The organism is Telluria sp. ZT3P25, from assembly GCF_059685895.1.
The window spans coordinates 2,060,325-2,075,862 of the sequence record NZ_JCASIJ010000001.1 but is presented as its reverse complement, the minus strand read 5'-3'; the positions used below and the strand labels follow the sequence as shown (position 1 = coordinate 2,075,862).

The 15,538-nt window shown below is 64.1% G+C and carries 12 protein-coding genes; 5 read left to right on the top strand and 7 right to left on the bottom strand.

Going from position 1 to position 15,538, the window contains the following annotated elements; all coding sequences use genetic code 11:
- Positions 1-47: 47 nt before the first annotated feature.
- Positions 48-2,372 carry a putative bifunctional diguanylate cyclase/phosphodiesterase gene (locus AC56LY_RS09310; RefSeq protein ID WP_499578581.1) on the bottom strand — a complete coding sequence of 775 codons (2,325 nt, stop codon included), beginning with the start codon at positions 2,370-2,372 and terminating at the stop codon, positions 48-50.
- Positions 2,373-2,639: 267 nt separating this feature from the next.
- On the opposite strand from AC56LY_RS09310, the gene AC56LY_RS09305 reads away from it, so the two are divergent.
- The gene (locus AC56LY_RS09305; RefSeq protein WP_499578579.1) at positions 2,640-4,244 is read left to right on the top strand and encodes a methyl-accepting chemotaxis protein; all 1,605 of its coding nucleotides are present in this window, start codon (positions 2,640-2,642) and stop codon (positions 4,242-4,244) included.
- A gap of 52 nt (positions 4,245-4,296) precedes the next feature.
- Here the strand turns inward: AC56LY_RS09305 and AC56LY_RS09300 are convergent, their stop codons facing one another.
- The gene (locus AC56LY_RS09300) at positions 4,297-5,364 is read right to left on the bottom strand and encodes an SDR family oxidoreductase (protein WP_499578578.1); all 1,068 of its coding nucleotides are present in this window, start codon (positions 5,362-5,364) and stop codon (positions 4,297-4,299) included.
- Between the two features lie 120 nt (positions 5,365-5,484).
- Between AC56LY_RS09300 and AC56LY_RS09295 the strand changes: the two genes are divergently transcribed.
- Entirely contained in the window at positions 5,485-6,018 is a 534-nt protein-coding gene (locus AC56LY_RS09295) for a hypothetical protein (protein WP_499578576.1), read from the top strand.
- 53 nt (positions 6,019-6,071) lie between these two features.
- On the opposite strand, the gene AC56LY_RS09290 is transcribed toward AC56LY_RS09295, so the two are convergent.
- From AC56LY_RS09290 to AC56LY_RS09280, 3 genes are all read right to left on the bottom strand, one after another.
- Positions 6,072-8,273, bottom strand: a complete 2,202-nt coding sequence (locus tag AC56LY_RS09290) for a TonB-dependent siderophore receptor (protein ID WP_499578572.1) — start codon at positions 8,271-8,273, stop codon at positions 6,072-6,074.
- Positions 8,274-8,539: 266 nt separating this feature from the next.
- A complete protein-coding gene (locus AC56LY_RS09285; protein ID WP_499578570.1) occupies positions 8,540-9,715 on the bottom strand; it encodes an alpha/beta fold hydrolase in 1,176 nt (391 codons plus the stop codon).
- Between the two features lie 64 nt (positions 9,716-9,779).
- The gene (locus AC56LY_RS09280; protein ID WP_499578568.1) at positions 9,780-10,937 is read right to left on the bottom strand and encodes an acetyltransferase domain-containing protein; all 1,158 of its coding nucleotides are present in this window, start codon (positions 10,935-10,937) and stop codon (positions 9,780-9,782) included.
- 102 nt (positions 10,938-11,039) lie between these two features.
- On the opposite strand from AC56LY_RS09280, the gene AC56LY_RS09275 reads away from it, so the two are divergent.
- Together AC56LY_RS09275 and AC56LY_RS09270 are read left to right on the top strand one after the other, a co-directional pair.
- Positions 11,040-11,990, top strand: a complete 951-nt coding sequence (locus tag AC56LY_RS09275) for a 2-hydroxyacid dehydrogenase (protein WP_499578566.1) — start codon at positions 11,040-11,042, stop codon at positions 11,988-11,990.
- Positions 11,991-12,060: 70 nt separating this feature from the next.
- Entirely contained in the window at positions 12,061-12,696 is a 636-nt protein-coding gene (locus AC56LY_RS09270) for a class I SAM-dependent rRNA methyltransferase (protein ID WP_499578565.1), read from the top strand.
- A gap of 12 nt (positions 12,697-12,708) precedes the next feature.
- Here AC56LY_RS09270 and AC56LY_RS09265 read toward each other — a convergent pair whose 3' ends face one another.
- The gene (locus AC56LY_RS09265; RefSeq protein ID WP_499578563.1) at positions 12,709-13,437 is read right to left on the bottom strand and encodes a siderophore-interacting protein; all 729 of its coding nucleotides are present in this window, start codon (positions 13,435-13,437) and stop codon (positions 12,709-12,711) included.
- Positions 13,438-13,474: 37 nt separating this feature from the next.
- On the opposite strand from AC56LY_RS09265, the gene AC56LY_RS09260 reads away from it, so the two are divergent.
- Positions 13,475-13,951: a MarR family winged helix-turn-helix transcriptional regulator gene (locus tag AC56LY_RS09260; RefSeq protein WP_499578562.1), complete on the top strand. Its 477-nt coding sequence runs from the start codon at positions 13,475-13,477 to the stop codon at positions 13,949-13,951.
- Between the two features lie 28 nt (positions 13,952-13,979).
- Here the strand turns inward: AC56LY_RS09260 and zwf are convergent, their stop codons facing one another.
- Positions 13,980-15,446 (bottom strand): glucose-6-phosphate dehydrogenase, encoded by a 1,467-nt coding sequence (gene zwf / locus AC56LY_RS09255; RefSeq protein WP_258834341.1) that lies wholly within the window; start codon positions 15,444-15,446, stop codon positions 13,980-13,982.
- Positions 15,447-15,538: the final 92 nt, after the last annotated feature.

The following is a 15,538-nucleotide window of genomic DNA, read 5'->3' as shown; positions in this document are numbered from 1 at the left end:
GCGGCCGCGCGGGTCGACGGCTGACGGTCGGGCCCGTCAATGACTTTTTATGGGATGGCGACGACTTCCAGCCCGGCGACGGCCTGCCGGGAAGTCATCATGCGTTCGATCAGATCGGCCAGCGCCATTGGCCGGCAGAACAGGTAGCCTTGCATGCAAGGGCCGCCATGCTCGGTCAGGAAGTGCGCCTGTTCAGCCGTTTCGATACCTTCGGCAACGACGCGCAGCTTGAGATGGCCCGCCATGGCCAGGATTGACTGGACAATCGCGGTGCCGTTGATGTCATGCGGCATGTCGCGCATGAAACTCTTGTCGATTTTAAGTTCATACAGCGGCATGCGCCGCAGGTACGCCAGGTTCGAATAACCGGTCCCGAAATCGTCGATTGAGAAGCGGATGCCGAACTGCGCCAGCTCGTTCATGCGTGCAATCGTCAGGTCCAGATCGTCGACCAGCAGGCCTTCGGTCACTTCGAAGATCAACTGCTGTGGCGGTACATCGGAGGCGCCGATGATCGCCTTTACTTGTGACACGAAATCCGGCTCCCGGAACTGGCGCGGGCTGATGTTGATCGACAGCGGCAGTGCGTGGCCCACCCGGTCAAGCTCGCACCAGGTCAGACAGGCCTGGCGTAACACCCAGGCGCCGAGCGCCACGATCTGGCCGGATGCTTCGGCCACCGGGATGAACACGTCCGGCGGCACCAGCGCACCGTCCGCCCGACGCCAGCGCAGCAGGGCCTCGGCCCCGATGGGCGTCCCATCGTGGTCTACCTGTAGTTGCAGATGCAATGCCAGTTCATCGTTGACGATCGCATGGGCGAGGTCGCGCTCCAGGATCAGTTTGTTCTCGGCGTCGGCCAGCATGCCAGGCTCGAACAGTGCCACGCCATCACGCCCGTTGTCCTTGGCGTGATACATCGCCGTATCCGCTTCGCGCAGCAGATCCGGCACTGTATGGCCTGGCCTCGTTGGCAGGGCGATACCGATACTGCCAGTGAGCTGATACAACTGGCCGTCGATGAGGACGCCTTCGGTCATGGCCGCGCGTACCCTGCCGGCAAGCGCCAGGGCGGCATTGGTGGCACTGCCGCTCATGCAGTCCAGATGTTCGGCCAGCACGACAAATTCGTCGCCACCGAGGCGCGCCACCGTATCCTTGGGGTGTACGGCACGTGACAGGCATGCGGCGATATGGCGCAGAACGGCGTCACCGGTCGCATGGCCGCGGGCGTCGTTGACGTGCTTGAAATTGTCCAGGTCAATGTAGAGCACCGCGCCCATGCCGTCGCCCGCATGCATGCGCGCTACCATCAGATCCAGCCGTTCCATCAGCAGGCGCCGGTTCGGCAAGCCAGTCAGTACGTCGAAAAATGCCAGCTGGTGGATGGCATCGGCCGAGCGACGCCGCTCGGTAATGTCGCGACCCACGGCGACCCAGTGGGTGACCTCCCGGCTCTGATTGGCGAATGGCACCATCTCCACTTCGATCCAGCACGGCTCGCCGAACTTGGTGTAGTGGAGGAGTTCGCCCGCGACCGGCTCCTGGCGGGCCATCGCTTCAGCGATTTTGTTGGCGACCGCCATGTCCGTATCGCGCCCGTGCAGTACGCGCAGGCTGCGCCCGATGATCTCATCTGAACGGTAACCACTGCGGCGCTCGAACGCTGCATTGGCAAAAATGACCGGGTGCTTCGGGCTTCCCTCGGGGGCAACTTTGGCGATCAAGACCATATCGTTCAGTCCGGCCAATGCTGCGGAGGTCAGGCGCAAATCGTCGTTCGAGGCACTCAAGGCCGCCTGCCGCTCGGCCAGGGCCTCGGCCACGAAGCGCTGGCCGTCCAGCGATGCAGACAATCCTTTTAATAGCTTGCCGCATGTGAGCGTGATGAATGCACCCACGCAGGCATAGTTCAATGTAAAGATCGCAACGGTGCCAAACGAATTGGCATCGGCGTTGTCTATCGGGAAATGGCTGTAGCCGGTGAGTCCGAGCACCATCATGGATGCCGCACCGAGGGCCACCATGACCAGCCCCGCGCGCACGCCCAATAAAATGACCGACATGACCGGCGCCGCCAGAAGGTACAACAACCCCAGGGGCCCGACGGTCATCATCGTGCATACCGCGGCGCTGAACAGCATGACCAGGTAATTAAGGGCACGCCACTTGTAGTCGAGCTTTTTGACGCGGCATATGACGAGTATCCAGGCCAGTGCGACTGCATCCATCAGTGCAACGGCGAGCGCGCCCCGATACACAGCCAGCGCCGCGCTGGGCACCACGCCGATGATTGCCAACACCCGCAAGGTCGACATGAGGGAGGCAAAAATACGGAAGCGCCATTGGGCGATATCGGCGAGATCGGTCATGAAAGAGTAAGCATCAAAGACATTGTTCTTTGATTATCTTTATTGTGCAAGGGAAATATTTTATCACTTTAAGCAAATTCGAGCCTGATTCAGCGGCACTCGATCGAATCGAATAAATGTGTTGTTTTGCGGCAACTGTAAATTCTTTTATGTGCTTTGCATCGCTTTGTAATGTGGATTTTTGCTTACACTGACGCCAGTCCTGACCCGTATCGCGGTGACCAGCAGGTATTCTTACAAGGCAAAAAAATGTACGCGTTCAAGAACATGAAAATCGGCACTCAGCTCACACTGGGGTTTGGTCTGGTCACCGCGCTGATGCTATTACTCGGTGCATTTTCCATATTTGGCTTGACGGCCATTCACGGCGCAACGAAGGACTTGCATCGCGTCAACGAAGAACATCTCAAGCCGTTGTATATCGCGCGCGAAGCGTTGGCCCAGACCGGGCTGGCAGCGCGCAATGCCTATATATTCACCAGCGACGAGCAGGCCAGGAACGAGCTCAACCTGGTCGATCAGCAAAAGAAGGCCTATCTGGCCGCACTTGAGGGCATGGCGCCGGCATTTGCCGGCGATCCCCAGTTCGACAAGGTGCGCGCAGGATTGCTGGCAATGGCCACTGCACTGGAAAAGCCGCGCAAGTTCCGTGAAGCAGGCCAGATGGAAGCGTTCGGAAAATTCCTGGTCGAAGAGTGCAGCCCACTGCGCCATCAGATCGTGAAAGACATTGCGGTGCTCGTCGCCAACGCCGAACGTGAGCTGGCTGACGCGGACGCCTCGGCCGAACACGCTGAAGCTGCCGCCCGTAACTGGGTGATCGGGCTGACCATCGCCGCGTTCGTGCTCAGTGTCGTTATATCGACCGCCATCAAGCGCCTGTTGCTTAAACAGCTGGGTGGCGAGCCTGCGTATACTGCGCAGATTGCCAATCTGATCGCCTCGGGCGACCTTGCCACGAACGTGGATGTGCGTGCGGGCGACAGCACGAGCCTGCTGTTTTCGGTGAAAACCATGCGCGACAGCCTCGCGTCGATCGTCGGCAAGGTGCGCCATGGGACCGATGCGATTGCGAGCGCTTCGTCCGAAATCGCCGAAGGCAGCAGCGATCTGGCCGCACGCACCGAGATACAGGCGTCGTCACTGGAACGCATTGCATCTGCCATGGAAGAGCTGACCACGACCGTCGAGCAAAACGCGAACAATGCACGGCAGGCCAACACGTTCGCGCAGTCGGCGTCCTCGGTCTCGCAGGAAGGCGGCGCGGTCATGCTGCAGGTGACGGATACGATGGCGTCGATCAATGCGTCGTCCAAGCGCATCGTCGACATCATTTCGGTCATCGACGGCATCGCGTTCCAGACCAACATCCTGGCGCTCAACGCTGCGGTGGAAGCGGCGCGGGCAGGGGAACAAGGGCGCGGGTTTGCCGTCGTGGCCAGTGAAGTGCGTAATCTGGCGCAGCGCTCGGCGAGCGCCGCCAGGGAAATCAAGGTCCTGATCGAAGACTCGGTCGGCAAAGTGGACACGGGTTCTGAACTGGTCCAGCGCGCAGGCAGCACCATGCAGACGCTCATGGACAGCGTCCAGCGCGTGACCGAAATCATGGGAGACATCTCAATTGCCAGCGCCGAGCAAAGCGTCGGCCTGGGCGAAGTGAGCAACGCGATCGGCGAAATGGATGGCATGACCCAGCAGAATACGGCGCTCGTTGAAGAAGCCTCCGCCGCATCGCAGGAACTGCAGGCGCAGGCATCCGGTCTGGCCAGCCTGGTAGGCCAGTTCCGGCTTGCCAACGGCAGTGGCGAGACAGGCCGGCAAGGGCGCATCGCGCCTGGCGCCGCGCCGCTGCGTCTTGCCGCGGTTGCTTGAACATAACGTTACGGTGCGACCGCAATACGAGCGGTCGCACCTGCCGTGTTGATTACGGGATCAGACGTTCTGCGCGCAGGCGTTCAAACAGGTCGAAGAACGATGCATCGGTGGCCTGGTAGGCCGTGAAGCCAAGGCGGCGGCTGTTGCTCATGTCGGTCATGACTTCAAGCGGCCGGCCCAGATCGAGGTCGGTATGCCAGGCCGAGGCCAGGCGATCCAGATCGGCTTCCACCAGGCCATGGCGCGCCGCGATGTCGCGCCACAGCGGCGCATCGTTTGCCATCGCCGCTTCGAGTGGCTGCACGGTGCCATTGAAACCGGCCGCCTCGACGCCGAAGAACGCGGCCAGCTTCGGCCACAACCAGCTCCAGCGGAACACGTCGCCATTGACGATGTTAAAAGCTTCGTTGCGCGACGCGTCGGTATCGGCGGCCCAGACCAGCTGTTTGGCCAGCATGCGGGCATCGGTCACATCGGACATGCCATTCCACTGCGCGGCTGAACCGGGGAACTGGAACGGGCGGCCCGTCTCCTTGCAGATCGTTGCATACACGGCCAGCGTGGTGCCCAGGTTCATCGCATTGCCGACCGCCAGGCCGATGACGGTGTGCGGACGGTGAATGGTCCAGGTGAAGCGGTCGCGCTCGGCGGCTGCATAGACCTCGTCTTCCTGCGCGTAATAGAAATTCTCGAGCGCCAGGCGCGGCTGCGATTCGCGCAGCGGCGTGTCGGGCAGCGTCCCCGAACTGGCGTACGCTTCAAACGGTCCCAGATAATGCTTCAGGCCCGTGACCAGCGCGACGTGGCGCACGCTCTTGTGCGACGACAGCGCGTCCAGCAGGTTGCGTACCAGTGCGGCGTTGACGCGGATGTTCTCGGCTTCGGTGTCCTGGCGCATCCAGGTCGTGATGAAGACGTGGGTCGGGGCGACGTCCTTCAGTGCGGCGCCCAGTGCGGCAGGGTCGAGCAGGTCGGCGGCGATGTGGCGCACCTGCGGCAGGTCGCGCGGTGCGCGGCGCGACAGGCCAATCACATCCCAGCCTTGCGCCAGCAGTTCACGGGCGGCGTGGTTGCCGCCAATGCCGGTGACGCCGACGACGAGTGCGGTTCGTTTCATGGTATGGCTCCTGAATTGACAATTGTCATTCATTTTACAGCGCACGATTGACGCGCGTGCTGGCGCGCTCCGCTGCGCTGGCTACAGTTGACTTCCTTTCCTCTCAGAAATAGTCTAGCCATGACCTCGAATCTCAGGCGCTTACCCCGCAAACTCGCCGCCATTGCCACGTTCGTCGTGCTGGCCGGTTGCGCGTCGTCGACCGCGACCCGGATCGGGTCGGCAGCGAGCGTGCCACTTGCCGATCTGAATCTCGCGCAAGCCGACATCCCCGCCGTACTGCTGAGCGCTCGGGAGAACCCGTACCAGGTGCCGGCCAGCCAGAACTGCGTGGCGATTTCATTGGAAATCCACGATCTCGATGAGGTGCTCGGCGCCGACCTCGACGCGCCGGTGTCGCCTGCCGATCCTTCCCTGGCGCGCCGTGCGTCGTCGCTGGTTCAGGACCAGGCGGTGGGCGCGCTGCAGCGCACGGCAGAGGGGCTGATCCCGTTTCGCGGCTGGGTGCGCAAGTTGAGCGGGGCCGAACGCCATTCGAAGCACGTCTCGGCCTGCATCGCGGCAGGCTCGGTGCGGCGCGCTTTCCTGAAAGGGTTCGCTGCATCCGAGAATTGCGCCTGGCTCCATGCGGTCGAGGCCATGGCGACGCGCTGACGGCGTCGGGACCATGGCCACGCCCGTGACAAGCGCGCTACTGCATCACGCCATCAGAAGCGGTAGCGCAGCGTCAGCGACGTGTTGCGCGGGGCGCCGTACGTGAACTGGTTGTAGGCGGAGAACATCGCGAACATTTTCTTGTCGGTTGCGTTGTTGACGTTCAGCTGGGCCGACAACTGCTTGTTGAACTCGTAGCGCGCCATCAGGTTGACCAGCGCGTACGATGCCTGTTCCATCCGGCCGTCGATCCCCGGGGCAACCGTGCCGTCGGTCGTGTAGGTGCTGCCTTCCCAGTTCACGCCGCCGCCGACGGTCAGCTTGTCCCATTCGCCCGGCAGGCGGTAGCTCGCAAATGCGCGCAGTGTCTTGCGCGGGTAGATCGAATTGAAATCGACGCCGCTTGCATCCTTGGCGCGGAAGATTGCGTAGCCGATGCTGGCGTTCAGGCCCGAGACGATCTCGCCAGAGACATCCAGCTCGATCCCCTTGCTGGTGGCGCCCCTGGCGGCGCGATAATAATTCTCTTCCAGCAGCGGACCGGATGCGCCGTCGCGATCGATGCGACCGGCTACCTGGCCCAGGTTATCCTGCTTCAGGTGGAACACGGCCAGCGACGCATTCACGCGGCGGTCGAAGAACTCGCCCTTGATACCGGCTTCGTTGGCCTTGCCCTCGATCGGGTCGAGCATATTGCCCGCGAAGTCTTTCAGGTTCTGCGGCTCGAAGATGCTGGTGTGGCTGGCGTACAGCGAGTAGGTGTCGTTCAGGTCGAACACCAGGCCGGCGTAGGGCGTGATCTCGTTGTCGTAATTGAGCGAGTAGGCCTGTGTGTACAGACCACCGCCTTGTTTTTCATACTTGGTCACGCGTGCGCCAACGACGGCCTTCAGGCGGTCGGTCAACGTGAAGCGCGCCATGCCGTACAGACCTTGCTGGGTGGTTTCGCTACCCTCGTAGAACGCCTGCGAACCGAACGTGGGCGTCGGGTACGAGGCCGGGTTCCAGTTGTTGATGTTGGCCACGGTCTGGTCTGCGGTCCCGTAGTTCGCCAGCCGGTTGTTCGAACTGAAGTCGGTCTTCGCATGCAGGTAGCCGAAGGCAGCTTCATGCTGACGCTCGCCCAGTGTGAACTTGCCGCTCGTGTGGACGCCGAAATCTTTCTGCTTGGTCTGGATCACGTACGAACCCGTGAAGGCATTCAGGCCCGAGCCCGTCACGCGATCCGGCACGCCCGACAGGTACAGCAGGTGCGAGTCCCCGTCGCGCGTTGCGTCAGTGTAGGTCAGGCGCAGCTTCCAGCCGTTGGCGAAGCGGTGCTCGTAGTCGGCGAAGAAGTTGTCGTACTGGTTTTCGTAGCCGGCCCACGGGGCGGCGGTGGTTTTTGAGCGGTCCCAGTCGATGACCGAGCCATCGCTGTAGCGGTATGGCAGGCCGCCCCACATCGAGCCGCGCGGGCTCATTTTCTGGCGCGAGAAGCCGGTCGAGAAGGTGCCGTCGCGGCCGATGTCGGCTTCGACGGTGGCGTAGATGGTGCGATCCTTGTTTTCCAGATACTGCACCCAGCTGTCGCCAGCGCTGTATTCCGCTACGGCGCGGCCACGGATGCTGCCCGATTCGTTCAGCGGCGTCGAGACGTCGGCCATGATGCGGCGCTTGTCCCAGCGGCCAACGGTGGCCTCGATCGTGCCATCGAGCTTTTTGCTGAAGGCGCGCTTGCGCACCAGATTCAGCGCGGCCGATGGCGTGCCGGCGCCGGTCATCAGGCCGGTGGCGCCGCGCACGACTTCGACACGGTCATACAGGGCAAGGCTGCCCAGCACTTCGCCGGCGCTCCAGGCAGCATCCCAGGTGGTCGGGATATTGTCGATCTGCAGATTGGTCACTTCGAAGCCACGCGCGGTAAAGCTGGCGCGGTGGGTTTCGTACTGGTTGACCGAGACACCGGTAACGTTATTGGCGACGTCGGTGATGGTGAGCAGGCCCTGGTCTTCAATGCGCTGCTGGGTGATGACGGACACCGATTGCGGCGTGTCGCGCAGCGACATGTCCAGTGGCGTGGCGGTGCGGGTGCGACCGATGGTGTACGAGCCGACGGCGTCGCCCAGCTTCTGGGCCTGCACTTGCACTTGCGGCATCGACGTGGTGCCGGCGTCGGTGGACTGTGCCTGGGCCAGTAGCGGCAGGGCGAGGCCCACGCAGACCGTCAGTGTCGTCAAGTGAAGATGCCCGGCAGGGCGAACCAGCTTTTCCATCGTTGTTTCCTGTTGTTCGTGATTGGTACGGAAGGCGACTACCCGGTATCCGGATGATCTGCGCCAGCCATGGCCACATGACTGATTACCCGTAATGATAACTATTCTCATCTAAGGGTGTCAACTTGTTATTGAACAATGGAAATGCAGACCAGGTGGGAGGTAGCTCGAGGGATGACCGATGGCGTCACTGGAACAGGTGCCAGTGATAGTCGTGGCGGTGGACAGGAAGCAGCAGCGGCGCAGGGCGCGCCGCTGCTCGCGGATCAAGCGCCCGAGGTTGCCGGCGCGCCGAGCCAGTCGAAGATGGTGGGCCACAGCGTGGCATGCGCGCTGCGACCGGCCAGCACGCCGACATGCTGCAGGTTCACGCCGATGTCGCCATGGTACTGCAGCACCTGCTTGCGCTCGCTCGAGGTCGCCTCGTGGAAAGGCACCACGGCGGCTGGTGGAATGACCTTGCTGCGAAAGTCGACGACACTGATCAATGGCGAGCGCAGGTCGGCAGGGCCGATGGTGCGGCCGTTGATGGCGAGCCGGCCAGCCATGAAATCGTCGTTGCGATACAGCGACTCGACGATGTCGACGAACAGCTTGCCGGGCAACGCGAATTCGTCATGGCTCCAGCGCTCGACCTGCATGTGCGTGGCCAGCGCCTTCGGATCGAACAGTGACAGCCAGCGGTCGGTGGCGCGCTCCCAGCCGAACGCTTGCGGCTCGGCCATTGCGCTCATCATGTTGAGGAACGCGCCCGGCACGTGGTGGAACGTGTCGGCGATGTGGCGCGCGTCGGGCGTGGCCTTGACCAGCGGCGCAAAGCACGAGGCGCCGTGCGCGAAACGCAGCGGCGACTCGAGCAGCACGGTGGCCGTCACGCGCTCGGGATGCATGGCACTGTAGATGGCCGCCAGGATGCCGCCCAGCGAATGGCCAACGACCGTCAAGCTGGCCTCGCCGCAGTCGGCCTGGATCGCACGCTGACAGCTCGCCAGCATGCGATCGCCGTAATCGGCCAGGCCGACGGCCGGATCGCCATCGGGCATCGGCAGCCATTCGGCCAGGTAGACGCGGTAGCCGCGCTCCTGCCAGCGCTGCACGACGCTGATGGCGGGCGCCAGATCCCAGATGTAGGCGCGCTTGATCGGCGCCGGCACCAGCAGTACCGCCGGCCCGCCCGCGGCGGCCGGTTCGTAGCGGCGCAGTTGCAGGCCCGTTTCGGCCAGGATGACCGTGTACGGTGTTTCCTGCGGACCGTGACCGGCCTGCTCGAGTTGCCGGCCGCGTTCCTGGCGGCTGCGGTCCATATTTCTGAGGGCTTGTACCTGCTGCGGCCCCAGGGTAGTCCAGTTGCTGGCGTACATGGCGATCCCATCGAAGTGGCGACCATGGCACTTTACCTGCTCTGGCGATCCGCGCCAATCGGGGCAAGCAGGAATCGCCATGGGGTTTGTGCTCGCTGCCACCCGGGGCGCGACAGCAATGGCCCTGCCGACATTGCAGCGGTGGCTACAGGTACTTGACCCAGGCCTTGCCGCTCTCGCGCTTGTAGCGGCCGAAACGCTTCGTTGGCCAGTACAGCAGCGCCGCCAGCAAGACCGAGCCGAGCCAGACCTGCCAGACGTGCCCGACATCGACGCGCGGAAGGTCCAGCACGAACGCGGCAACCTGCTGCGCCACCAGCAGCAGATACAGGTGCGCGATATAGAAGAACAACGGCGCGCCGCCGAACACGGCCGCGACCCGTACCCAGCCGGCGTCGATACGCTCGATCCAGGCCAGCACCAGCACGCCCCCGCCGAGCGTGAGCAGCAGGAAGTCCAGCGATGGCGGGTACTTCGTGAAATTCAGCCACGACATCGCGCTGCGCAGAAGGGTATCGTGCGGCGCCCACGGCAGCGGCTCGCCATACACGTTCCAGGTGCGCAGCACCGCCAGCAGCAGCAGGCACGCCACGCCGGCGTTGACCAGCCAGCGCTGGCGCTGGGCGGCGGGCATGCCGCGCGCATACAGCGGGCCGCAGGCGTAACCGAGCAGGATCACGCCGATCCACGCCAGCAGCGGATAGCTGATGCGCACCCGCACCGGGTCGTCCATCAGGTTGCCGCGCTGCTCGAGGATCGTCCAGGCACTGGCGGCCCACGTATCCGGCGCGAACGCCACGCCGGCCAGCGCATTGTGGCCGGCTACGATCGCCGCGCCAATGGCCGCCAGCAGCAGCAGCGGCAGGCGGTGCAGCAGGGCCAGCGCCAGCATCGACAGGCCGATTGCCCACATCACCTGCAGATACACGGTGTGCGGCGTGAAGGTGCCGGTCCAGGCGAAGTTGATGACGACGATTTCGAGCAGGATCAGGAAGGCGCCGCGTTTGGCCAGAAAGCCCGTCGCACTGCGCGGACCGCTCGCCGGATTGGCATACAACCAGGCCGACAGGCCGGTCAGGAACACGAATATCGGCGCGCAGAAGTGCGCCGCCAGGCGCGAAAAGAACAGGGCCGGGTCGGTGCTCGCGACATCCATCGGGTCGCTGACCTGGTGCTGCAGGTAGAAGGTTTCGCGGACGTGGTCGAGCGTCATGATCAGCATGACGAGGCCGCGCACGATGTCGATCGAGGCGATACGCGGGCTAGGTGGGGTGACTGGGAGGCTGTGCACGGCGGCGTTCATGCAGTGGCAAAGCCCGGCATTCTACCCTGCGCCGCGCCCGGCAAGCCGCGCCTCTGGCATACTCGGGCCATCTTCCACGACGAAACGGCAGGGTGTTGAACGATGAAACCGAGCATTCTCGTATTGGGCAGCGTCTGGTCGGACGACGTGCGCGAGCAGGTGGCGCAAGCTTTCGACTGTCACTTCATGAAGGCAATTCCGCAGGCGGGTGACCCCGCGTTCGACGCGATCGCAGGCAGCATCCGCGGCGTGCTCACCACCGGCACGGTCGGCGTCACGCCAGCGCTGGTGGCAAGTCTGCCGCAGCTTGAGATCGTGACGGTGCATGGCGTGGGTGTCGACGCGGTGCCGCTGTCGCTGCTGGCTGAGAAGGGCATCCACGTGACCAACACGCCCGACGTGCTGACCGATGACGTGGCCGATTTCGCCGTGTTGCTGCTGCTGTCGGCCGTGCGCCGCCTGCCGGTGCTCGATCGTTACGTGCGCGCCGGCGACTGGCCGGCCAGGGCGCCGCTGGGGCATCTGCAGGCGCACGCCCTGAAAGGCAAGGTCGCGGGTATCGTCGGGTTCGGGCGTATCGGGCAAGCGGTCGCTGCGCGCCTGCAGGGCTTCGGGCTGCAGGTCCGTTACTACCAGCGCAGCCCCGGTCCGGCGCCGGCGCAGCGCAGCGCATCGCTCCTCGCACTGGCGCACGAGAGTGACATGCTCGTTCTGTGCATGCCGGGCGGCGCCGACACCCAGGGCATGATCGACCGCGCCATCATCGAGGCACTGGGGCCGGAAGGCACCCTGATCAACATCGCGCGCGGCACGGTGGTCGACGAAGCGGAGCTGGTCGCGGCACTGCAGGATGGCCGGCTGGGCGCGGCGGGCCTGGACGTGTTCAAGAATGAACCGCAGGTGCCGCAAGGGCTGCTGGCGCTGGATAATGTCGTGCTCACGCCGCACGTGGGCAGTTTTACGGTCGAAGCGCGGCGCGCAATGGGCGCACTGGCGGTGGCCAATCTGGTCGCACACTTCGACGGTGAGCCGCTGCCGACGCCGGTGGACTGAGGCCGCTATTCAAGGGCGGTGATGGGGCGCGATTGCTGTATCATCCCCGTCCTGCAAACGAAAGTCACACATGCTCATCATCACCATCAAGCAGGGCAAGGAAAAAGCCCTGCTCGCGGGCGACCCGTGGATCTACCTGTCGGCCGTCGAAAAAGTCGACGGCAAAGGCCACGAACGCAACAAGCCGGGCATTACCGCCATCGTGCAAACATCGACGCGCCAGTTCATCGGCCGCGCCGCCTACAACGCCAAGTCGCAGATCGTCGGGCGCATGTGGTCGTTGCGCGAGGACGAGCCGGTCGATCATGCCATGATCAAGCGCCGCGTGCAGGCGGCCGTCGACAAGCGCGCCGCCACGCTGCGCACTGCCGATCCGCAGGCGCTGATTGGCTTGATCGATGGCGAGAAGGATGGCTTGCCAGGCCTGCAGGTGCACCAGTATGGCGGCGCCGAGGGCTATCTGATCTGCCAGTTCAACGCTGCCGGTGTCGACATGTGGAAGGTGCCGGTCGTGCAGGCGCTGTTGAAGGCCACCGGTTGCCGCAACGTCTACGAACGCAGCGACCCGCTGGTGCGCCAGGGCGAAGGCCTGCTGAACACACCGGGCGCGCTGGCCGGCGATGAGCCGCCCGACCGCCTGATGGTGCGCGATGGCAAACGCCTGGTGCCGATGGATATCGCCACCGGGTTCACGTATCCGCGCTGAGCGGCTGCCCTGTCAGTCCAGGCGTTCGTGATGGTCGGCCACGCCGCGTTTCCAGTAGGCCGATACTTTGGCGGCCTGGCGTGGCATGCCCGTCTCGACCAGCACCTGGCGCACACGCGCCATCAGCGCCGCTTCACCACCGCCCCAGGCCAGCCCGGCGCCCGGCTGCAACGGCAAATCCTTCAGCACCTGCAACAGCGCATCGTCGCTATCGACCCAGTGGATGCGGGCATCGGCGCGGGTCACGAACGTGCGGCGGTTTGCTGCATCCACCAGCAGCACTGCGTCGACGCGGGCGCCTGCCGGCAATTCTTCGAGCCGGCGCGTCACGGCCGGCAGCGCGCTGTCGTCGCCGACCAAGAGGTGCCAGTCCATCGCCAGCGGCAGGATCATCGAGCCGCGCGGCCCGCCAATGATCGCGCGCTGGCCGACGGTCGCATTGCGCGCCCACTCGGCCGCGCCGCCATGGCCGTGCAGTGCGAATTCAATGTCGACTTCGCGGGCGTCGGTGTCGACCCGGCGCGGTGTGTAGTCGCGCCGTACCTGTTCGCCACTGGCATCGTTGAACATGAACTTGACGTGGTCGTCGAACGACAGCGACGTGAAGTCGCCCAGCGCCTCGCCCTGGAACGTGATGCTGGCAAAGCCGGGGCTGACGCGCTTGATGCGTGCCACGGTGACCTCGCGCAGTTTCAGGTCGTGGCGCACGCGTTCGATCGTGGGGATGTCGGTTTCACTCATGCTACACTCCATCAATTAGTTGATAACGTCCACCATTATGCAAAAAGAAGTTGATAGAGTCAACCAAAAAAGCGGCGAAGATGCGCTTGAGGTGATGCACGCGATCGTGCACCTGTATCGTTCGCAGCAAATGCGCGGCCTGCGCGCCGATGTGCAGTCAGGTTCGCACGAGCTGGCGCACATGGAAATCAAGGTGCTGCGGTTTTTCGGCCGTCATCCCGGCGCGACGCAGAGCGATCTGGTCGCGCATTCGGGCCGCGACAAGGCGCAGGTTGCGCGCCTGATCAAGGGCTTGCGCGACGTGGGCATGCTCGATGCGACAGCCGATGAGGCGGATCGGCGCAGTACCCGGCTGACACTGAGCAGTGCAGGGCAGGCGGTGTGTGAGGAACTGCACCGGCAAAGCGGCGCATTGGGAAAGATTGCCCTGGCAGGGCTGGACACGGCCGAGCAGGCCCGCTTGATGGCGTTGCTGGCGCGCGTGCGCGCCAACCTGGAAGCCGGCGCGGCTTGAAGCCGCGCCGGCGGGTGGGTCGAATCGCTTACTCGACCCAGCCAAACCCGTCGCGCGCCAGCAGCGCGAACGATTCCGGCGGCCCCCACGAACCGGCCGCATACGCATGGGGCTTTTCGCCCAGCGTCTCCCAGCCGTTGATGATCGGTTCGACCCATTCCCACGCCGCCTCGAGTTCATCGCGGCGCATGAAGTGCGTCAGGCGACCGCGCACGACGTCGATCAGCAGGCGTTCGTAGGCTTCGGCGCGGCGCTGCGCGAATGCCGATTGCAGATCGAGGTTCAGTGCGACCTGCTGCATCAGCATGCCGCTACCCGGCTGCTTGGCGAAGATCTGCAGCTTGATCGCTTCTTCGGGCTGCAGCTCGATGACGAGGCGATTGGCCACGCCGCCCGGGGTTTCCGGGAACAGCGGGAACGGCGGATTGGCGAACTCGATGACGATCTTCGACGAGCGGCGCGCCATGCGCTTGCCGGTACGCAGATAGAACGGCACCTTCGACCAGCGCCAGGTATCGATGTGGGCGCGCAGGGCGACGAAGGTCTCGGTGTGGCTGTCGGCCGGCACATTGCTTTCTTCGTGATAGCCCTTGGCTTCCTGGTTGCCGCTCACGCCACGCGAATACTGGCCACGCACGGTATCGCGCGCGATATCTGCCAGGCCCATGCGGCGCAGCGAGCGCAGCACCTTGAGCTTTTCATCGCGCACGGCGTCGGGCGAGAGCGAGGTTGGCGGCTCCATCGCCACGATGCACAGCAGCTGCATCAGGTGGTTCTGCACCATGTCGCGCATCGCGCCGGCGCTGTCGTAGAAGCCCGCGCGGCTGCCCACGCCGACTTCTTCGGCCACCGTGATCTGCACGCTGGCGATGTTCGGCGCGCGCCACAGCGGTTCCAGGATCGAGTTCCCGAAGCGCAGCACCATCAGGTTTTGCACGGTCTCTTTGCCCAGGTAGTGGTCGATGCGGTAGATCTGCGACTCGGCAAAGTGCTTGCCGACCGCCTCGTTGATCTCGACGGCCGAGGCCAGGTCGCGGCCCAATGGTTTCTCGAGAACGACGCGTGCGTTGGCGTCGACCAGGCCGGTGGCGGCCAGCTTGTCGCAGATCATCGTGAACAGCGATGGCGCGGTGGCGAGATAGAACACGCGCTGGGCGCCATCGCGCGAGACATCGCGCAGCGTGTCGAAGACCGGCGCCTCAGCGACATCGACCTTCACGTAGACCAGCAGATCCAGGAAACCGGCCCAGCTCTTCTCGTTGAAATTGTCGCCGCTGATGAACGAGCGCGAATGCTCTTCGATGAAGGCGAGATAGGCCGCGCGGTCATAGTCCTGGCGGCCGGTCGACAGGATGCGGGTCGATGCCGGCAGGTTGCCGTGCAGGTAGGCCATGTACAGGGCGGGCAGCAGCTTGCGCATGGCAAGGTCGCCCATCCCGCCGAAGATGGTCATGTCGAGGGGGAGGCCGTTGTCAATCTCGGTCGAGGTGCTCATGGGTCTTTCGCTGGCAGGTTGGAGAAAATCGCGTGCGTCGCGGGCCGTAGATTGTAGCGTACCTGAGGCCAGGCGGATGCCCCGCGTGCCGC